Raw genomic sequence first — 20427 nt, forward strand, 5'->3', positions numbered from 1 at the left:
AGCTTGCCCCCGCCGCACTCATGTCCTACGCTAGGACGAGCTACTCGGAAATGCAATGGACAATGCAATGTATGAGTTGCACAAGCTTGGCTGGCACAGTTTTCAACAGCTATGCCTCACAGTCGCCCGAGAAATCCTCGGCCAAACGGTCGAATCGTTCCTTGATTCGAACGACGGCGGTAGAGACGGCGCCTTCGCGGGACGATGGAATTCAAAGGGGAATGAGAATCTCAGCGGGCGTTTTGTCATTCAGTGCAAATTCAGCAGTAAGGGTAACTATACTCTCCGTGCCTCTGATGTGAGCGACGAAGTGGGCAAGGCTGCACGTCTCGTCAAGGCGGGGCGGTGCGATTGCTATGTCTTGCTTACGAATGCTGGAGTGTCTGGCAGGCGCAGCAAGGAGATCGAAGACCTTTTCCTGGGAGTGGGGGTCAAGCATGTTTTGATCTTTGGGGCAACCTGGATCTCCGAGCAGATTCACGAGAGCAAACGGCTGCGGATGTTGGTGCCTCGCGTGTACGGGCTCGGTGATCTCAGCCAGATCCTTGATGAGCGTGCATATTCTCAGGCCCGGGCGCTCCTCGCATCGCTCCGGGAAGATCTCTCAAAGATTGTTGTTACCGGCGCCTACCGCAAGGCTGCCAGAGCGCTCGACAAGCATGGGTTTGTGCTGCTGATCGGAGAACCCGCTGCCGGAAAAACGACAATAGCCTCATTGTTGGCCATGGCGGCCCTCGATCAGTGGGGCGCGTCTACTCTCAAGCTTGACGATCCTGGGAAAGTAGTTGACCACTGGAATCCTGAAGAATCGTCCCAGTTCTTCTGGGTCGATGATGCCTTCGGTGTGACACAGTACGAAGCCTACTTGGTCCACGGCTGGAACCACATTCTGCCCCAAATCCGGACGATGCTTCGGAAAGGGAACAAAATTGTGATGACATCCCGCGACTATATCTACAACCGGGCACGAAAAGACCTGAAGGAGGGTGCATTCCCGCTACTTCGAGAAAGCAAAGTTGTCATCGATGTCCACGACCTCACAGATGACGAGAAGCGGCACATACTTTACAACCACGTCAAACTCGGACGGCAACCGACGGCTTTCCGGACAGAGGTTAAGCAATATTTGGAGTCTGTTGCCACGAACAGCCGTTTCGTTCCGGAAATGGCTAGACGGCTCTCAGATCCGCTCTTCACATCAGGCTTGAGTATTGACGAGTACCATCTTGGCCAGTTTGTAGAGAAACGGGAGCAGTTTCTGCAAGAAGTCCTGCAAGGACTTGACAACCATAGCAAGGCAGCCTTAGCCCTCATTTACATGCGGGATGACGCGCTGGAGAGTCCTGTCGAACTTCAAAAGTCGGAGACTGAGGCGATTGAGCGGCTTGGCAGTGATCTCGGCGGTTGCGTTACGGCCCTTGACGCGCTCAACGGTAGCCTTGTACAGCACACATATACGAGGGGAGAGTCCATTTGGCGATTTAAGCATCCGACCATCGGCGATGCATACGCTGCGCTGCTAGTTCGGAATCCCGAGCTGCTGGGAATCTACGTCCAAGGCAGCACAACTGAAAAACTGATCGGGCAGGTCACCTGCGGTGATGTCGGAATCGAGAACGCTGTTGTAATTCCTAAAAGCCTGTTTCCACTTATGCTTCGGCGGCTAAGCGATTTTTCGACGACATCGAAGTACAAGGCGGAATGGCTGGCAGCATGGAGCGTGAGGCGCAGCCTGCAAGGTTTTCTGGCACGTCGCTGCTCGAAGGATTTTCTCTCTTTCTATGTTACGAACAATCCGGATATTTTGAAGGTCGTGTCTGAACCAGGCCTTTTGCTGAACGCAGTGCCGGAAGTAGACTTGGCGATCCGCCTGCACGAATTCGGTCTTCTGCCGGAGAAGAAAAGGAAGCTATTCATTCGTACCGTTAGCCAATACGCGATAGAAGGCGAAGATCTTTACGCTTTGGAGGACGCTGACATTCGGCGGTTGTTTGAAGATGGTGAGTTTGATGGATTGTTGCAGAGCGTCCGAGAGGAGCTCCTGCCACGGCTCGATGAAGTGCGCGACTCTTTGCAACGGACCCGTAGTTCCGATGAATCCCCTGAAGATCACATGCAGCCGCTTCTCGATTCTTTTGAGACTTTAAAGAAGCTCTTTAGCAATGACGCCGCAGCCATGAAAATAGTTCAAAGGGAGAGTGGGCGCGCTCGTGAGTGGATTGAGGAGCATTCGCCAGACGATGGGGATAGTAGGCAGAGACGAACGCTTGGGCAGGTGCAAACAGTGGACGAGATCCATAGCGAAAGAAGCATTTTCGAAGATGTCGATGACTGAAATAGCTGCATGAACCTGATGGAGTTCTGGATCTGACCGCAGTCATCTTGCGGTTTTCGCACGTTTCGGAGCACGGCAATGAAATCCCATTTAGTGCACGAGCGCTTGGTGCCAAACAAAGAAGAACTCGATAGCATGCTTCTCCTGCAGCTCCCTATTTCCCTGTCCGACCTCCGGCAGTTAGAGGAGATGCTGCGTGACGCTGCGCCTTTCAGTACGTCGTTTCCGTGGGAAGATGAGTACTCAGTTGCTCTATACCATGAACAGGCTGTGGTATACGACACGCGTGTTCAGATGATGATCGACCGAAATGTCTTTGGGCGCATCGTCGATCTTGCTAATGGCGCAGTGGCGACGAAAGAACATGTTGTTCCTGCCGCCGTTCTGGCCTTCGCGCAATGCGCGGGCATAGAGATTGAGCCTAATATTGCTCTATATGAGGGCGTTGCCACGCAAGCGATGAATCGTGCCAGTGATGATTTGGAGCTCTTCCGTGCTGCTGACAACCATGATCCGCCTGCGTTCGTCGAAATTGCGCTCGGTCGGAGTTCCAAGCTTTTATCACCGCTGAGTCCCATAGCGCACGGTTTAGACCTCGCAGCGCTAAGCGGGCGACTCAGGTTATATTCATTTGTCTATCCCCTCATCCTGAAGATCGGATTAGTCGAGCTGGAAGGCGGGCGGATGAACCAGCGAATGGTCCGCTTTCTAAATTGGGCGTACAAGAATTGGTACTTCAGCGCACCGGCGATCGCATTCGCTGCCATCTGCTTCTCACGCGCTGCTCCGAGAGGAATTCTAAAACACTTGCGGAGTTCGGAGCGGGATTTGGCGCTGAGGGGGCTCCGGAACGCCGCGTGGGACCTGACTTATGTCACCGAGTGGCTCCAGAGGGTAAAAGCTCAAGACCGCGAGAAGCGCTTGTACGTGCTGTGCTCGTGTGACAATGCTTTGCGCAGCGTGGCACGGAGTCTCTTGGATCGTCCGGAAGTTGGCGAAGGGAGCGTCGTATCACAGCTGCGTGACCTGCTGGGCAGCTTCGCGTACGAGCACTACGCCAAGTTAATCGCCTGCAGTGAAGATCCGGCGCGAGCGATCAAACATCCACAGATGGATTTGGCAGAGCATAAATCTAACTTGATTGCGGCTCTTGAGTTGCAAGTACTTTCGAGGACTTAAGTTGCAATCCAACGACAAATCAAAACCCATCTACGTTTTTCTCGACCAGAACCATTGGATCTACCTTGCGCAAGATTTCTGGGGCAAGCCACACAAGCTGAATCATAGGGGCGTCGCTAGAGAACTCCTCACAAGGGTTGAACAGGACGAAGTCAGGCTACCACTCAACACCATTCACCTTATCGAACACTTGCGCAGAGGAGAGAGGGGGAGTCGCGAGCGGTTGGCAAAAGTTTTTGAACTGTATTCTTGCGGCTGGTTCTTTGCCGCCTGGCAAGATATCGTTCTGGCCGAAATTTCACAGGCATTGGCGCACACATTTGGTTTCGCTAATGCAGGGCCGATAAATACCTTCGGCCGGGGATTCTTCTTTGGCGTAGGATCGAGTGGCCGCGAAGCATTGCGAAAAGTGCTTGTAAATCTCGACTTTCAGAGTCTGAGTCAGTTGGCGGCCCAGCCCGGAGCGCTTTTTGATCTGCTAACCAGAAACACTGAAAGTAACCGCCAGCATCAAAATGAGCGGATTTCTGAGATAGGCGCGCAAGGGATAGACGCTGCTGAAACACTCCGGCGTATTCGCCAGCCATATGCTACTGTCATGCACCGCCGCGCACAGCATGCGGGATATACGATTGAGCATCAAGAACAAATCCAAGCCGATTTGCATAAAATGGGCAAAACTCTCGGTGACTTTGCCGCGCTCGGGATCGACCGACTCTCTGATTTCTGGGCCCGCGTGCCGTCGCTAGACGTAGACTGCGAACTCACTTTGTATCGCGATCGTCAATGGACGAAGCGTCTCCATCCAAATGATCTCCGGGATGTTGCCCACCTTGCGCTGGCGATTCCGTATTGCAACTATATTGTGGTTGAGCGATTTTGGAAAAGGGCGATCCAAGAAACGGGCCTTGCCGAAAAGTATGGAACCACTACGTGTACTGACCTGAGAGACTTGCTTACACTGTTGCCAGCGCGCGCCTGAGACTGTGCTGGCAACTACCTAGGCGTGCCATCAAGCCATGAGGTGCGACAGGCGAAGATCCGCAAGCGAGTGGCGAAAAAACAAGCCAAGCAAGAATCTGACCAGCAAGCTGGGAATAGCTCCCATCAAATTGGCCCGTGTTCAGAGTTCGGTTCTCAATTGTTGCATTCAGGGCAAGTCACTCATCCAGAAGGATGTCTATGGCGACTGTACGATCAGTATCGTCCCCCCCCCCCCACCCATCTCATAGAGAAATAAAGCACCTGAGTTTAGGTTTGACAACCGGCCCGTGGGTCGCTATTTTGATTAGGCGAACAAAAGGCGAATATGGGCAGCGCGGCGCAGCTTCGGAAGCAGTTGGAATCGGCGCTCGCCGTGCGCTTTCCGGCAGCGCTTTCGCCCCGTGTTCAGGATGCTCCGGAGCTGCTGGCTTGTAGCGTGCCGGAGGTGGATGGCGCGCTTGGTGGCGGACTGCCCGTGGGGGCGATCAGCGAGCTTTCGGGCGCGCCGTCTTCAGGACGCACCACGCTGGCGCTCTCCGCGCTGTCCCGCGTGACCGCGCAGGATGGATGCTGCGCGTGGGTGGATGCCTCCGATGCTTTGAACCCTGCCTCGGCGTCGGCGCTGGGTGTGGACCTGAGGCGTTTGCTGTGGGTGCGCGCCGGCGAGGCGGAAACCGGTGAAGCTGTTGCGGCCGCAGGGTCCTCTCCCTTCCCTGTGGCCGTGCCAGCTCCGGAGAAGCCAAAGGCGACGACGTTTGCATGGCGGCATCCGCGCCAGGAAGTGCTGGGGTTGGACCGCGCGGTGGAGACGCTGTTCCACGCCACGCGAGAACCGCGCGAAGACTACACGCCGCGCTGCTCGGAATCACTTCCGCGTCCGTCGCTGGAGCGCGTGAGTTACACGCCGGTTGCAGCCGGTGAAACAACACAACAACCGATGAAGCCCGCACGCGCGGAACGAAAGAGCCTGTGGACGCGGCTCGACCAGGCGTTGCGTGCCACTGACCTGCTGCTGGCCGCCGGCGGCTTCCGCGCCATTGTGCTCGACATGGGCGACGTGCCGCCGGAGCAGGCGCGGCGCGTACCGCTGGCGACCTGGTACCGCTTCCGCCTGCAAGCGGCACAAGCGCGCACGCTGTTTCTGCTGCTTACGCAGGTGCCGTGCGCGAACAGTTGCGCGGCGGTTTCGCTGCGCTGTGCCACCGGTGGAGCGCAGTGGCAGAGGGCCGCCGAGCACTCTCCGCAACTGCTGACCGGGCTGCGCTACCGTGTGGAGGTTGCGCGCAGCCGTGCGCGGGACTTCACGGGCAAAAAGTCTGTGGCCTCCACAAGCGTGCAGTGGAGCAGCCGCACCGTGAGGCTGGGATGAGCCATGCCGCAGCCGCTGTATCTCTGTCTGCATTTGCGCGAGTTTGCCGCGCAGGCGCTCACGCACCGCACCACGCTGCATGGGCAGGCCATCGCCGTTCTCAGCGGCGCGCCACCGCTGGAGACGGTGTTTTCACTCTCGCCGCAGGCACAGCGGCTGGGCGCGGAGCCGGGCATGAGCCGCGTGCAGGCTGCCTCGTTCGGACTCACACTGCTGCGGCGTGACCGCCAGCGGGAAGACACAACATTTGTGGAACTGATGCAGTGCGCGCAGCGTTTCTCGCCGCGCGTGGAGTCCATTGCTGCGCCGGAGGAAGCGCGATGCGGGGCCACGCTGATGCTCGACTTGGCGGGCAGCGAGCGGCTGTTCGGCACGCCGGAGGCGATTGCGCGGCAGCTTGCGCAGCGCATGGCGGAGCTGCAACTCCTGGCCAGCATTGCCTGCTCGCAACGCTCGTCCGTGTCGCTGCTGGCTGCTCGTGGCCGCGAGGGCATCACGGTGATTGCCGCAGGAAGCGAGTCGGCAACGCTGGCACCACTGCCGATCTCCGTGTTAGAGCCCGCGCCGGAGAACGCGCAGAGTCTTTCCGAGTGGGGCATCCGCACGCTGGGCCAGTTGGCGGAGCTTCCACCACGGGCGCTGGCCGCTCGCATGGGCGAGCCCGGGGTGCTGCTGCAACGCCAGGCGCGCGGCGAACACCGGCCGCTGCTGGTGCCACAGGAAGCGCCGCCGGATGCGCCACTCACCGAGAGCATTGAGCTTGAGCATCCGGTGGAGGTGCTGGAGCCGCTGCTGTTTCTCATCAGCCAGATGCTGGAAGCGCTGTTACGCCGCGCCGACGAGCGCGCGCTGGTGCTGGCCGAGGTGGAGACCGTGCTGGTGCTCGACGGGCCAAGCACGGAGCGAGGAGAAGGTGGTGCGCGGCGCGAGCACCGCCGCACTGTGCGGCCTACTCTGCCGGAGCGCGAACGGCTGACGCTGCTCAAGCTGATTCAACTCGATTTGGAGCTGCATCCGCCGGAGGCGGCGGTGATTGCCCTGCGCATGACGGCCCAACCCGGGCCCGCGCAGGTGGCGCAACACGGACTGTTCGCCGCGCAGTCACCGGAGGCCGGGCGCATGGAGATTCTGCTGGCGCGCTTGCGCAAGCTGGTGGGAGAGGAGCGCGTGGGCGCGCCCGAGTTGCTCGACACACACGCGCCGGAAGACTTCCGCATGAGCGTCTTCGAGATGCAATTGGCGAGTGCCGCACCTCACTGCGAGCAGGCTGCGACGCGGCGCGCGCCCCTGCGTATACTGCGGCCTCCGCGTGCAATGCACGTGGAGCTGCGCAATCAGGTGCCGGAAGCGCTCTACTACGAGGGCCGTCGTCTACGCGTTCTCTGCGCCTCCGGCCCATGGCGTACCGACGGCGCGTGGTGGGCACCTGTGGCCGGAGCGGCATCGGTTGCCGCGTACCCGCCAACGCCTGCGGCTGGAGTTCATCAAACTTCGTGGAGCCGCGAGGAGTGGGACGTGGTGCTGGGCGAGCAGCCGCGCCGCTGCCTGCGCCTGGCTTTCGAGCCCGGCGCGCGTTGCTGGTACCTGATCGGCATCTACGACTAGAGGTTGCGATGTACGTTGAGCTTCATGCGCGTTCGGCCTTCAGTTTTCTGGAAGGGGCATCCCTGCCGGAGCTGCTGATGGCCCGCGCCGCCGAGTTGCAGTTTCCGGCGATGGCCCTGCTTGATCGCAACGGCCTGTACGGCGCGCCACGCTTCCACATGGCGGCCAAACGCGCCGGACTGCGGGCGCACATTGGCGCGGAGATTGCCGTGCGCGACCTCGGCGAGCGGCTGCGTCCGCCCGCGTATCTGCCGCACCGCGTGCCCGTTGAACCCGCGCGGCTGGCGTTGCTGGCGGAGACACAACAGGGCTACCGCAATCTCTCACGCCTCATTACGCGGATGAAGCTGCGCGAGCCGCACAAGGTGGAGGGCGCGGCGCTGCTGCGCGAGGTTGAGGAACACGCGGAGGGCCTTGTGTGCCTGACCGGCGGCGACGAAGGTCCGCTGGCCTCGACGCTGGCACGCGAAGGGTATGAAGAAGCCCTGCGCACCATCGAACAACTCACGCACATCTTCGGCGCGCGCAACGTTTACGTAGAATTGCAGCGGCACTACGAGCGCGAGGAAGAGGCGCGCAACCAGGCGGCGGTGCGCATTGCGGAGTCGCTGCACCTGCCGCTCGTGGCCACCAACGGCGTGCGCTACGCCACGGCCTATGAGCGCGAAGTCTGCGACGTTGTCACCTGCATCCGCAACCATTGCACGCTGGAGACGGCAGGCCGCCTGCTCGGCGTGAACTCCGAGCGGCACCTGCGCACGGCGCGCGAGATGGAGCAGTTGTTTCGCGATCTGCCGCGGGCCGTAGCCAACACCGCCGAACTCTCCGCACGGCTGACCTACGCCATGGACGACCTCGGCTATCGCTTTCCGGACTACCCGGTCGGCGAGGGCGAAACGATGCAGTCGTTTCTGGAGAAACGCACTGAAGAAGGCATCCGCAACCGCTACCTGCCCAAGCGTGATGACAAGCTGTTCGCACGCGCGCAGAAGCAGGCACAGCGCGAACTGACGCTGATCCGGAAGCTCGGCCTTGCGGGCTACTTCCTCATCGTGTGGGACATCGTGCAGTTCTGCGGCCGCAACGGCATTCTGGTGCAGGGGCGCGGCTCGGCCGCCAACAGCGTTGTCTGCTACGCGCTCGGCATCACGGCCATCGACCCGGTCGGCATGGATCTGCTCTTCGAGCGCTTTCTCAGCGAGGAGCGTGGCGAGTGGCCGGACATCGACCTCGACCTTGCTAGCGGCACGCAGCGCGAGCAGGCGATCCAATACGTGTACCAACGCTATGGCGAGCTTGGCGCGGCCATGACCGCCAACGTCATCACCTATCGGGGACGCTCGGCCGCGCGCGACGTGGGCAAGGTGCTGGGCTTTGACAGCGAAACGCTCGCCCGCCTGACGCGGCTGGTGAACGCCTGGGAGTGGAAGGACAAGGAGGAAACGCTTGGGCGGAACTTCCACGACGCGGGCTTCGACATTCAGCACCGCCGCATCGCAAAGTACATTGAGCTGTGCCAGCGCATCGAAGACCTGCCGCGCCATCTCGGGCAGCACTCGGGCGGCATGGTCATCTGCGGCGGACGCCTGAACGAAGTTGTGCCCATCGAGCCCGCGTCCATGCCGGGGCGCACGGTCATCCAGTGGGACAAGGAAGACTGCGCCGACATGAAGATCATCAAGGTGGACCTGCTGGGGCTGGGCATGATGGCCGTGCTTAAGGAGTGCCTCGACACGATTCCGCCGCACTACGGTGTGCCTCTCGACCTTGCGCAGCTTCCACCAAACGATCCGCCAACCTATCGCGCATTGCAAAAGGCCGACACGGTCGGTATGTTCCAGGTGGAGAGCCGCGCGCAGATGGCGGCGCTGCCGCGCAACTGTCCGCGCTGTTTTTACGACCTTGTGGTGCAGGTGGCCATCATCCGCCCCGGCCCCATCGTCGGCAACATGATGACGCCCTACATGCGCCGCCGCAGCGGACGCGAGCCGGTGACCTACTATCACCCGCTGCTGGAGCCGGTGCTGAAGCGCACGCTCGGCATCCCGCTCTTTCAGGAGCAGCTCATCCGCATGGCGATGATCGTCGCCAACTTCACGGGCGGCGAGGCCGAAGAACTACGCCGCGCCGTGGGGATGCGGCGCTCGATGGCGCGCATGAAGGACCTTGACGGCAAGCTGCGCCGCGGCATGACTGCCAACGGCATTGCGCCCGGAGTGCAGGACCAGATCGTGCAGTCCATCTCGTCGTTCGCGCTCTACGGCTTCCCGGAGTCACACGCCGCCAGCTTCGCGCTCATCGCCTATGCCAGCGCCTACCTCAAGTGCAACTACCTGGCGGCCTTCACTTCGGCACTGCTCAACAACCAGCCCATGGGCTTCTACTCGGCGGCAACCATTGTGAAAGACGCACAGCGCCACGGCCTGCGTGTACTGCCCGTCGACGTGGCGCACTCCGGCTGGCCATGCACGCTGGAGGCAGAGCCCGCTAGCGAGCATCGTTTTGCACTTCGCTTGGGGCTGAACTACGCGCGCGGTTTGCGGCAGGAGGCTGCGCTGGCAATGGTTGCCATGCGCGAGTTGCTGCCATTCGCTTCCATTCAGGAGCTTGCCCTGCGCGTGCCGGAGTTGCACAAGAGCGACCTGGAGTTGCTGGCGAAGATCGGCGCGCTCAACTCGCTGGGCGATGTGGTGCACCGCCGCGACGCCCTTTGGCAGGTGGAGTACGCGGGCCGTCCCGCTGGGCCGCTGCTCGAACATCTTCCGGAGCAGGAGGCGTCGTCGCCGCTGCTGCAAATGTCGCTCGAAGAGCGTCTGGTCGCCGACTACTCCGGCACCGGCCTCACCGTCGGACGCCATCCCATGGCCTACCATCGCGAGCAACTGCGCCGCATGGGTATCACCGCCGCTGGAGAACTTGCGGCGCTGCGCAACGGACGCTCCACGCGTATTGCTGGAGCGGTGATCGCGCGCCAGCGCCCCGGCACGGCCAAGGGCTTCGTCTTCCTCAGCCTTGAGGATGAAACCGGCATCGCCAACGCCATCCTCACGCCTGCGGTTTATGAGCAGTTCAAGCAAACGGTGGTGTATGAGAAGTTCCTGCTGCTCGAAGGTGAGTTGCAGAACCAGGACAACGTCATCTCACTCAAGGTTCACAGGGTGCAGCCGCTCGCGGTCAGCCAGGCCGATGTGCGCTCGCATGACTTTCACTAAATCTACATCACCGGAGTCAGGCACTTGCTCTGGTCTGATGCCCAAAGGTCTCTGCATCACTTGAAACCACTACCCCCAAGATGTCATGGCCAAGCATCCTATTCGCCTCTCAAAGCGCGAGCGACTCAATAGCCTTTTCCCCATCAGGTATAGCATGAGGAGCGAGTGCAGGGATGTTCATCCCCTGTGCGCGCACGGTTTGAACATCTACGATTCCAATGAAGCTCAAGATTTGACGGAGATATGGCTCCACGGTGTCCCATGCTTTCCAGGGACCTTCGGTAAATACTCCACCAGAGGCAAGCACTAATATCGCCTTCTTGCCCCGAGCTAAGCCCTCAACTCCCGCACCCGCATACTGAAATGTTTTCCCTGCGCGCACGACATGATCAATCCATGCCTTCAACGAGGAGGGCATGCCAAAGTTCCACATCGGAGAGGCAATCACCAGAAGATCGGACGACAACACTTCATCCGTAAGCTGGTTGGAAAGATGGAGCACTTTCTCTGCCGCATCGGCTTCAATGCCGTTTTTGGAGGAGATCGCTCGCACCATCTGGTAATCCAGGTGTGGTGGAGGATTCTTCGACAGGTCATGCTCGATGAAGGCTGCCTCCGGATAGAGGCTTCTCAGGCGCTCCTTCAACACAGCGGTCAACCGTCGGCTCGCCGACTCTGCTCCGCGCGGGCTTGATTCGATGACGAGAATTTGTCGCATCTGTACGCCTTCCTTACAAATACCATCTGGATATTGTTGGTCTATTCCATGTGTACAGAATTGACCTCTGAGGGTCTTGCACATTTCGAGCACAATTCGGATATATGCGGCATTCGCCGCCACGGCGGTACATGCTGGGATGCAACGTTTATGATCGAGTCGAACGCGAACCGCATCTAAGGGAGCAATGAGTACCGGACGGCAGAACATCTCCAATTCGTTCGACGTTCCTGGGTTCGTAAGCGCGAATCTCCCCGAACTCCAAGAGGTCCGTTCGGTGCAACGGAGCGCGGAACCGCCTATCTTCTTCGCCAGGTACCGTCACGACCGGCCCAACCTTGGACTGCTTGAGCCCACTCCTCTGGCGGATCAGGTGATGGTGTCCGTGGAGCTGCGCCCATTCCGGCCAATCAACGTGTTTTGCGATGGCCGGCATCTGCGAAAGCCTGCTTCGAGGTCAGGGGTACTTGCTCTATACGACCTGCGCAAATCGTGGTGTGCCGACATCCGGGATCCCTTTGACACTCTGCAAGTCTTCCTGCCACTGCGCAGTTTTCAGGACTTTGCAACGGAGCGCGGTAACAGCTTTCATGAATTGCGCTACGACGTGCGCGAGGTCTGTTACGACCCTGTAATGCTGCACCTGATGCAGGCGATAGTGCCTGCACTGGATAGACCGCACCAGGTTAACGCCCTCTATCTGGACTCCGTGTTTCTTGCGGTGCGCGACCACATTGCCTCGGCCTATGGCACATTCAGTTCAAAGCCCAAACGCAAGGAGTGGGGCCTGACGCAACGCCAGCTTCGTCAGGCCTTGGAGTACATTGAGGCCAGTCTGAGCGAGGATGTCGGCCTCGAAAACATCGCGAGTGCTTGCGCGGCTTCGATTAGCTCACTGGCGCGTGGTTTTCGGTCCGCCTTGGGCGTGACACCGCACCAATGGGTGTTGAGCCGGCGCATTGCATTGGCGGAACGCCTGATTCATGAAGGCGCCATGCCGCTCAGCGCGGTTGCTGTTTGTTGCGGATTCGCCGATCAAAGTCACTTGACGCGCGTGTTTACGCGCTATGTCGGCAGCTCTCCCTCCGCGTGGAGACGTAAGGCGCAAAGCTGAGCAAGCGTGTAATCGGCGACAGTGCGCATCTCTACTGTGGGTTTCTGTGCGTGACCTCGAACGAGTACCCATCCGGATCAAGCACTTCAGCCGCGTAATAATCAGGCGCGTATTCCGACCGAATTCTCGGAGAAATGCTATCCCTACCACCTGCAGCGAGTGCGGCTTTGTAGAATTCGTCCACCAGTGCGCGGCTCTCCGCCGCAAAACCCCAGTGAATGGAATTTGGATCAGGTTTGCCTTGCTTAAGCCAGAAGAACGCTCTTCTGCCATCTCCCAGCCCCCAAAGATCGGGATGATCGCCCGTGCCCTTATAAGGCACGTAGAACTTGATCTGGAGCGGCTTCAGTGCGGCATCGTAGAACGCCAGTGAGCGCTCGATATTGCTGACGGTCAGAATGATGTGGGTCACCATGGATATTCTCCTTATGCCTTTCATGTGTACCCGCACATAGGTCTGGAGGTCTTGTTGATTTCGGGCGCGATTGGAACAATTCAATCAATCGTTGCGGACGTGATGCGGTGAAAGAGACGCGCCCGTCGGGTGGGATCCGACGATCCTCCGGTAAAGCGGAGGTTCCATAACTGGGCGGGCAGACGGGCGTGTGCCAGCAAAAGAGCGTCCGGCCTTAGCCGGACGCCCAAGAGGAAGATCGAATTCAGTTAAGCAGCTTTGCCGGTCTTTGCTGCTGCCTTTTTGCCAGCCTGTTTCGCGCGTTTCGCAACCAATTCCGCTTCGACGGTCTTGCGAAGCTTCTCGACCTCGATACGATGCCGCTTGGCGCCTGCCGCCAGTACGTCACCCTCGGCCTGCGATACGGATTCGACGCTGCTAAGCAGCGCGATCTCCACGATCAGCTTCGACAGCCCGGCTTCATCCAACTGACGGAGCAGGCTGGCCAGTCCCTTCTCCACTTGGGGATAGGCCACCTCCTTGCTCGCTCCCTCGACGACCTTGTGCCGTCGCGCCAGGGTCTCGCGGCGCAAAGGCTCTAGCTTTTCAATCATGGCGCTGGCGACAAGCGCCAGGTCGCCACGTTCTAGGGGTGACGTGACCTTCTTCAGTACTTCGGCCAATGTGCGATGCCGAATGGTGATCTCCAACCGCTGCTTCTCCATCTCCTTGCGGCGTTGCTCGCGCTCCTTCGCCAACTGCGCCGGATTGGGTGCGTGGCGGTCGGCAAAGTGAATCGTGCAGCTTGGATCGGCACAGACCTTGATACCCTGTCCACGCTCAACACCGTCCACCACAATCGCCTCGGCCATGTGTTTGCATGGTTTCTGCGCGGGCGAGAGTGGCTGCTTAGTCTTCGTTGGCTTAGCGAGATTCAGAACGACGTAGCGGTTTCTCCCCAATACCGGACCATCACCGCGGGTGCCATAGCTGGTCGTGACCTGTACCAGCTCCGGCTTTTCGGCGATCTGTTTGGTTACATGCGCGGCAATCTTCGCCTGAAAGCAGTTGGCATCCGAGCACTGGTCACGCTGGCTCATCTCGCCGAACAGCAACGTGTTGAAGCTCGTGCGCTTCGGGCATTCGGCGCAGCTTCCTGCTTCGGACAGTAGTGCCGCATCCTTCTTGTCGAACGGCACAGAATCGAGCGACAGCAGGATGTTCTGCTCAATCCATGCGCCGAACTCGCGCAACGGCAGAAGCACTCGCGACTCCTTGCTGCCGTTCCAGACTGCGCGGAATGCACCGTCGAACGCCTTGATCTGCTGTGACTGTGGAAGCTTGGCAATTTCCAGCGCGTGGCCAACGCCGATCTTGTCGGCCAGAAACGCCTCCGCAATGCTCGGCTCAAGCTCGGTCAACCGAATCCTGCCAAGCACGTACGCGGGCGATTTTCCCAAGCGGGCCGCAATGCTTGCTACATCGTGCTGTGCCCCTTCCAGATGCAACAAGCCTGACAGAGCCAGTGCCTCTTCGTAGGGATGGACATCCTCCCGCAGAAGGTTCTCGGTCAACTGACTTTCGCGGACGGCAGCATCCGTTAGCTCGACCACGCGAACAGGGACTGCTTCCAGCGCGGCGAGCTTGGCCGCCCTGTATCGCCGCGCTCCGGCGACGATCTCGAATTGGCCTTCTTCGATCTCGCGGACAAGCAACGGCTGCAACACTCCCTGTGCCTTGAAGCTCTCGGCCAACTCTGCAAGGTTCTGTTCATCGAAGCGGCGACGTGGATTGGTGGGTGACTCCTGCAACTGCACGACAGGGAGGTTGCGGTATTCGGAAGCGATACGGACTGTGTTTTCCATTGCGTTCAATCTCCTTTTTCGGTCTGCGGTAGAAGCCGTGCGGACAGGCACACTTCACCTGTCCGCCTTGGGCGGTGAAGTGTGCGGTTAAGCGGCAGGCTGCGCCGCTTCCGTGGTGGACAACTGCACTTCGGAAAGTTCCGGCTCTTCGGGCTGGATGGCAGAAAGAATCACCGAAGCTGTTTGCTGCACGATCTCAAGGCTCTCCATCAGCAACTCGGCATTGCCGTGGTAAAGCTGGATGTAGCTAGCGCTGGTTCCGGCGTTCAGGCCAATGGCCTGAGAGACCACAAACGCGATGGCCTCTGCCTCCGTCTCGCGTACGGTCTTGGTGGTTGCGGTGCGGCGCTCCGCCTTATGCAGGAATTCATGCGCCGTCTCGTGAACCAGCGCGCTGAACTCCTCGGGCTTCGTCTGCCCGGGCAGCAGTGCAATACGTCCACCATAGGAAATGCCAAGCGCCGGGGCGATGTCCTCGCTGTACTCCAACTCAATTCCTCGGGCGGAAACGAACTCCCGCAGGCGGTCAAGAGACTCGCCGACCTCTCCGGTCGTCTCGCCCAGCGACGGAAGCGGTGCGCCTTCGGTCTGCGCCTCGTCCCACACATACACCCGGCGGAAACCAAGCACGGCGGTTTTGTTCTCCTCCGACTCCTCGCCTTCCTGCTCGCGCTTCTTGCGGTTCATGCCAATCATCGGGGCCAGAATGGCAATGCCTCTTTCTCCACGCTTCACCCGGCGTCCAAGTTCGTTCCATGTCCGCATCCCGGCAACGTGCGTTGCCGTGGGCCGCTGCCGCGCGATCAATAGGACATTACCGAACGAGTAGCTGTGGAAGTTGGCCATCGCGTTGAGAAACGCGGTGAGAGTTTCGGTGTGTCCGGCCTCAAGCTGCTGGATGAGGTACTGGACGTTGTCGCGGATGAGTTGCTGCGCCGAGGCAGGCTTCCGTTTTTCACTGGCGGAAGCCGGGGCATTCGAGATGCTGCTGGTTGCGCCAATGCTCGCGGTGAACGCTTCGCTGCTGCGGTTGTTGTTGCCTGGATATTCCATTGTTTTTCCTTTTCTGCCGTTTCCGGCTGTTTTTGTTCTTCACTGCCGCGACAGCGGACAAAAACAGACGGAACGGTGAATAGGACAGAGCGGAGGACTCCGTTGGGCGGCAGGGTGCGAGTGAAGGCGCGGTGAGTGACAAATACGCCTTTCTGTTTGGCGCGAAACCGGCGCTGCCGAAGCGCCCGTCCGAGCCGCAGAGCGGCGTCCGCCTGAGGAGTCAGAAGTGAGAGAAGACGCGAAGCACGCTAAACGAATGGCTGCTGTGAATTCCTCGCTGAAAAATGCGCGATTACATATTGCTACACACTTTAAATTGTGAACATAATACAGGAGCTTTGAATTCAAGTACTTGGGCTTGACCTTTTGTGCCGATTTCTTGTCGTGAGCTAATCCAGGAGGGCGAGTAGCATGTCTGGTGACCATACTGCAATTGGTCAAAGTTTGGGCTATCTCTACCAGTTCACTCGGGCCACCTACCGACTGCTGGAAGCCGATAACACAACGGTCGCTGTCAGCATTGAACACGTTGACGATGTGAGCGTGCACAAAAAAACGGGGCGGTTATTCGTGAGCAGGACAAGAACACGATTAGAAAGGTTTCTCCTTTAGGGGATCACAGCGTCAATCTCTGGAAGACGCTTTCGATTTGGGCTGAATCAGTCCTAGTTCAACCGGACGTACTGACCTTCACGGAATTTCATCTTGTCACCAACGCCTACCTCTCACCGAAAGGTCTTGCGATGCGAATAGGCGGTGCGAAAACGGATCCCGAGATGAAAGCCGTCGCAACTGCTCTGCACTCAACGGGCAGAAAGATGGATGGAGCGACAAAACTGTACGCCAAGGTAATTTGCAAGGTGCCAATTGAGTTACTTGCAAAACTAGTTGGAAAGATATTCGTGTTCGATTCAAAGTGTGCAAGCTTCGACAACGCCCTGGAAAACATCCCTTCTCTGCGCTTCTTAGGCGAACTCCAACGAAGAACGGTCTTTGACGGGGCACTGAGTTGGGTGCAGCGGACATCTCTAGCTGCCGCAAGGAGAGGAATTCCCGCAACAATTAATCGCGCCGATTTCGACTATGAAGCGCGAGGTTTGTTAAGACGTGTCTCAGTAGCTCCGCTCGCTGTGGTTGTTAGCCAAGATATTGGAATCGATCCCTCCAAGTATCAAACGCATGGATTCTTTCAACAGCTTGACTGGATCGATACGGAGCCAACTTTCGTTCGCGAGTGCGTCATCAACTATGTCCAGGCGAAATCAGCTCGCATGAAGTGGTCGGACGCCGACGCAGTATCTGAAAGCACGCTCCGTGCCTACGAGAGTGATCTAAAGTCGAAGTGGCATTTGCAGGTATTTCGGCAAAGCCAACGGAAGTATCCATCAAAGGTCGCACAAGGTCAGGATCTTTTACAAGCCACCCTTTCGCAAGACAGCAACATTGACGGCCAAATCATGCCGACCGCAATTACCGCAGGAAATTTTCATGCCCTAGCTGATTTCAACCAGAAACAGGACCCCGAGATTGGGTGGCATCCGGACTTCACGACGAAAGCCAGTAAAGTCAGAGGAAAGCGCGCACCAAGAGAGCGAAAGGCAAGTAGATGAGCGGAAGCCTTCTGACTGAATACGAAGTCATGCTAAACGTTGGACTGGGCGCAATTACGCTGCATTCATATGCGGTCGGTTTTCGTTCCGTTGAAGAAAAGCCCGAAGCTTCGCCATCGCTCTGGCATTTTGCTACAGTGCTCCCCCTCGTCTATCACGAAGTTTCTAGAGCATGTTTCATAAATAGGTTCGGCCTCAGATCAGATACTTACGTTTGAGGCGGGTTAGCTGATGAGCTTCTGTCATGAAGAAACGGCAGAAGCTGTTGACCGACGAGCAGTGGGAGTTGATCGAGCCGTTGTTGCCTCCGCCGATTCGGCGCGGGGACAATCGAGGCCGGCCGTGGGCGTTCAACCGGGCGTGTTTCGATGGCATTCTCTGGATTCTGCAAACCGGCGCGGCGTGGCGTTTTCTGCCCGACGAGTTTCCTTCGCCATCGACCTGCTGGCGACGGCTGAAGCAGTGGGAAGAGGAAGGCGTCTGGCTGGATGCGTGGCGCGCCCTGCTCGGAGCACTGGATGGAGAAGGGCTGCTCCAGTGCGACGAGACCTTCATGGATGGCAGCTTCGCTCCGGCGAAAAAGGGGGCGCTGCCGTTGGTAACACCAAGCGCGGCAAGGGCACGAAATGGATGGTACTGGTCGACGGTCAAGGTCTTCCGTTGGGAGTTCGGCTCGAAAGTGCCTCTCCGGGAGAAGCTACGTTTGCGGAAGCCACGCTCGCCGAAGTCCGCGTGCCGCGACCGAAAGGCCGCCCGAGACAGAAACCGAAGCGCGTAATCGCCGACCGCGGATACGACTCCGACCCGCTGCGGGAGCGACTCAACAAGCGTGGCATCGATCTCATCGTGCCCTACCGGAAAAACAACAAGGCCAAGCGCTACGAAGATGGCAGAAAGCTCCGGCGATACAAACGCCCCTGGATCGTAGAGCGAACCAACGCATGGCTTGGTCAATTTCGCCGATTGCTCGTCCGCCATGAACATCTGCTCTCCACCTATCAAGCCTTCTTCTATATCGCCTGCCTCTGGATCACGCTGAGGCACTGTTTATGAAATACGCTCTACGGACATCATCTTCACGGGAAGCGACGTTGACAGGGCCGACGATGCGGCGCTCGCATATCAGGCGGAGAATAGAGCGATCTTTGCTCGCATGTCACCTGAGCAGAAGAACCGGGTGATTGTGGCGCTGAAATCTCGCGGCCATGTGGTTGGCTATATCGGGGATGGGATCAACGATGCACCGTCGCTGCACGCGGCGGATGTCGGCATCTCCGTGGTGAACGGTGTGGAGGTGGCCAAGGATGCGGCCAAGAGCATCCTGCTTGAGAAGAATCTGGCGGTACTCAATGACGGCGTGAGGGAGGGGCGGCGCTCCTTCGCCAACATCATGAAGTACATTATCATGGGAACCAGTTCGAACTTTGGCAACATGTTCAGCATGGCGGCAGCTTCTCTATTCCTGCCCTTTCACCCATGCTGCCGACTCAGATTTTATTGAATAGTTTTCTCTATGATCTCTCACAGATCAGCATTCCTGGCGACAATGTCGATTCCACTCTATTGCACCAGCCGAAGCGATGGCAGATGAGCTTCATACGCTAGTTCATGCTGATTATTGGCCCAGTCAGCTCGATCTACGATTTCCTCACCTTTGCGACCCTGCTCTGGGCCTTCCATGCTTCGACGAATGCCCCCTGTTCCGCACGGGGTGGTTTGTGGAGTCTCTGGCAACTCAGACGCTTGTGGCCTTTGTGATCCGGACCGCAGGCAATCCCTTCAAAAGCCGTCCCAGCCGAACATTGGCCCTTAGCGTTTTCGCGGTCGTAGCAGTCGCCGCGGTGATGCCCTATACGGTGCTGGGGAAACTGCTGCAGTTCACTCCGTTGCCATGGCAATTGCTGGGTGCAATTGCGCTTCTCGCCATGACCTACCTGCTTGTGGTACAGACGGTCAAGGGCTGGTTTTACCGCCGCCACGCACTGTTATAAACCGCGACCGTGGCATTAATGAAGCGCAAAGTGACGCCGCTCTTCCAGGTTCTGCAACTGCCGTCCGTGCTGAATGTGATACGTGCGCACGGACACAGCGACGTAGGGAACACCGAGAAAATGCTTATTGGTTACCTCCGCCAGTTCAAAGCAGTTCAACTCAAGCATCCGCACCTTCGCCGCAAGTTTCAAGACAGCGTTCCGCAGGGACCTGTGCCCGTGGCCAACGGCAACGCTCTTGACTTCTCCAGCCACACAGAAGAGGTGCAGCCCAACGGCATCCAGCTTGTTGCTCAACGCAATGCTGTTCAATGACGTTACGGACCGCCACCACCTTGAGTACCTATCGGTTTTCACTTCCAACAACACCGGCAAGTGCAAGCTGTCCAGTACCACCATGGCTCCTGTTTTGAGATCTGCTGCTGCATTCACAATTGTGCCCTTCATACGCATCCGCCGTCTCATGCGGCCACATGCTGTTTTGTGCTCACGACTCCGTCGCTGCCGAATACGACCGCGAACCAGCGCTGTGCTTCTCTTCGCTCTTGTTCATTCGGCGGATATACCTGGATCAAACCAGACCGATCCGGAAGCTTTACGAAGGCATCTGCGTGCGCAACCACAAGCTCAAGCGACCGAGCCAGGTCCGCGGAATGGTACTTGTTTGCGAAGTACAAGCCAGACCGGTGGAATTGCGGTTGCCGCACCCATAATTCGCAGATGAGGCTCCAGTACCCTCGAACGGTGGACGCCCATATCTTGATGAAGTCAAGCAAACCATCCGCACCGGTTTCATATTCGACGTGGATCACGCCTGAGTCCGGGGCCGGCATCAACGCATCCCAGCTTTGAGTGACGGTATAGCCCAAAACCCGGTCTAGGTGGAGCATTTGCGCGGGGTGGACATTGCAATCAATTTTCATGACATCTCCTTACTACGCGGCACGCTGGCCACAGCTCGCAGTTTGCGCAGGCGAGGCGTAGCGAACCAGATCCTC

Annotated in this window: 17 protein-coding genes and 1 pseudogene; 13 read left to right on the top strand and 5 right to left on the bottom strand. The window is 58.6% G+C overall.

The features are described 5' to 3' along the window. The first annotated feature begins 55 nt into the window (after positions 1 to 55). The 6 genes from AC6IZO_RS16635 (at position 56) to AC6IZO_RS16660 (ending at position 10684) form a co-directional block, all read left to right on the top strand. Positions 56 to 2335, top strand: a complete 2280-nt coding sequence (locus AC6IZO_RS16635; protein WP_497806648.1) for an nSTAND3 domain-containing NTPase — start codon at positions 56 to 58, stop codon at positions 2333 to 2335. A 78-nt stretch (positions 2336 to 2413) separates the two neighbouring features. Then, positions 2414 to 3514 carry a hypothetical protein gene (locus AC6IZO_RS16640; RefSeq protein ID WP_497806650.1) on the top strand — a complete coding sequence of 367 codons (1101 nt, stop codon included), beginning with the start codon at positions 2414 to 2416 and terminating at the stop codon, positions 3512 to 3514. A gap of 1 nt (position 3515) precedes the next feature. Continuing rightward, complete coding sequence (locus AC6IZO_RS16645) at positions 3516 to 4496, top strand: hypothetical protein (RefSeq protein ID WP_497806652.1); 981 nt, start codon at positions 3516 to 3518, stop codon at positions 4494 to 4496. Positions 4497 to 4823: 327 nt separating this feature from the next. Next, positions 4824 to 5867, top strand: coding sequence for an ImuA'/RecA-like NTPase (locus tag AC6IZO_RS16650; protein ID WP_497806654.1), 1044 nt, complete (start codon positions 4824 to 4826; stop codon positions 5865 to 5867). A gap of 3 nt (positions 5868 to 5870) precedes the next feature. Further along, the gene (locus AC6IZO_RS16655; protein WP_497806656.1) at positions 5871 to 7472 is read left to right on the top strand and encodes a DNA polymerase Y family protein; all 1602 of its coding nucleotides are present in this window, start codon (positions 5871 to 5873) and stop codon (positions 7470 to 7472) included. An 8-nt stretch (positions 7473 to 7480) separates the two neighbouring features. Continuing rightward, positions 7481 to 10684: a DNA polymerase III subunit alpha gene (locus AC6IZO_RS16660; RefSeq protein ID WP_497806658.1), complete on the top strand. Its 3204-nt coding sequence runs from the start codon at positions 7481 to 7483 to the stop codon at positions 10682 to 10684. A gap of 109 nt (positions 10685 to 10793) precedes the next feature. Here the strand turns inward: AC6IZO_RS16660 and AC6IZO_RS16665 are convergent, their stop codons facing one another. Then, a complete protein-coding gene (locus AC6IZO_RS16665; RefSeq protein ID WP_497806660.1) occupies positions 10794 to 11402 on the bottom strand; it encodes an FMN-dependent NADH-azoreductase in 609 nt (202 codons plus the stop codon). A gap of 187 nt (positions 11403 to 11589) precedes the next feature. On the opposite strand from AC6IZO_RS16665, the gene AC6IZO_RS16670 reads away from it, so the two are divergent. Continuing rightward, positions 11590 to 12516: a helix-turn-helix domain-containing protein gene (locus tag AC6IZO_RS16670; protein ID WP_497806662.1), complete on the top strand. Its 927-nt coding sequence runs from the start codon at positions 11590 to 11592 to the stop codon at positions 12514 to 12516. A 31-nt stretch (positions 12517 to 12547) separates the two neighbouring features. Here AC6IZO_RS16670 and AC6IZO_RS16675 read toward each other — a convergent pair whose 3' ends face one another. The 3 genes from AC6IZO_RS16675 to AC6IZO_RS16685 form a co-directional block, all read right to left on the bottom strand. Next, positions 12548 to 12931 (bottom strand): VOC family protein, encoded by a 384-nt coding sequence (locus AC6IZO_RS16675; RefSeq protein ID WP_497806664.1) that lies wholly within the window; start codon positions 12929 to 12931, stop codon positions 12548 to 12550. A 248-nt stretch (positions 12932 to 13179) separates the two neighbouring features. Then, positions 13180 to 14775, bottom strand: a complete 1596-nt coding sequence (locus tag AC6IZO_RS16680) for a ParB/RepB/Spo0J family partition protein (RefSeq protein ID WP_497809990.1) — start codon at positions 14773 to 14775, stop codon at positions 13180 to 13182. An 87-nt stretch (positions 14776 to 14862) separates the two neighbouring features. Further along, positions 14863 to 15828 (bottom strand): ArdC family protein, encoded by a 966-nt coding sequence (locus AC6IZO_RS16685; RefSeq protein ID WP_497806666.1) that lies wholly within the window; start codon positions 15826 to 15828, stop codon positions 14863 to 14865. A 776-nt stretch (positions 15829 to 16604) separates the two neighbouring features. Between AC6IZO_RS16685 and AC6IZO_RS16690 the strand changes: the two genes are divergently transcribed. The 6 genes and pseudogenes from AC6IZO_RS16690 to AC6IZO_RS16715 all read left to right on the top strand — a co-directional run bounded on the left by AC6IZO_RS16690 (position 16605) and on the right by AC6IZO_RS16715 (position 19744). Further along, the gene (locus AC6IZO_RS16690) at positions 16605 to 17438 is read left to right on the top strand and encodes an ABC-three component system protein (RefSeq protein WP_497806668.1); all 834 of its coding nucleotides are present in this window, start codon (positions 16605 to 16607) and stop codon (positions 17436 to 17438) included. A 244-nt stretch (positions 17439 to 17682) separates the two neighbouring features. Further along, positions 17683 to 17913: pseudogene (locus tag AC6IZO_RS16695) on the top strand (transposase); the annotation flags it as partial. Positions 17914 to 18068: 155 nt separating this feature from the next. Continuing rightward, positions 18069 to 18491 carry an IS5 family transposase gene (locus tag AC6IZO_RS16700; RefSeq protein WP_497806670.1) on the top strand — a complete coding sequence of 141 codons (423 nt, stop codon included), beginning with the start codon at positions 18069 to 18071 and terminating at the stop codon, positions 18489 to 18491. An 88-nt stretch (positions 18492 to 18579) separates the two neighbouring features. Next, on the top strand, positions 18580 to 18939 hold the full coding sequence (locus AC6IZO_RS16705; protein WP_497809992.1) for an HAD-IC family P-type ATPase: 360 nt from the start codon (positions 18580 to 18582) through the stop codon (positions 18937 to 18939). 79 nt (positions 18940 to 19018) lie between these two features. Continuing rightward, positions 19019 to 19429 (top strand): cation transporting ATPase C-terminal domain-containing protein, encoded by a 411-nt coding sequence (locus AC6IZO_RS16710; RefSeq protein ID WP_497806672.1) that lies wholly within the window; start codon positions 19019 to 19021, stop codon positions 19427 to 19429. Positions 19430 to 19447: 18 nt separating this feature from the next. Further along, complete coding sequence (locus AC6IZO_RS16715) at positions 19448 to 19744, top strand: hypothetical protein (RefSeq protein WP_497806674.1); 297 nt, start codon at positions 19448 to 19450, stop codon at positions 19742 to 19744. A gap of 146 nt (positions 19745 to 19890) precedes the next feature. Here AC6IZO_RS16715 and AC6IZO_RS16720 read toward each other — a convergent pair whose 3' ends face one another. Continuing rightward, the gene (locus tag AC6IZO_RS16720) at positions 19891 to 20352 is read right to left on the bottom strand and encodes a hypothetical protein (RefSeq protein ID WP_497806676.1); all 462 of its coding nucleotides are present in this window, start codon (positions 20350 to 20352) and stop codon (positions 19891 to 19893) included. Between the last annotated feature and the right edge of the window lie 75 nt (positions 20353 to 20427).

The sequence above is a fragment of the Oryzophilus luti genome (genome assembly GCF_059726245.1).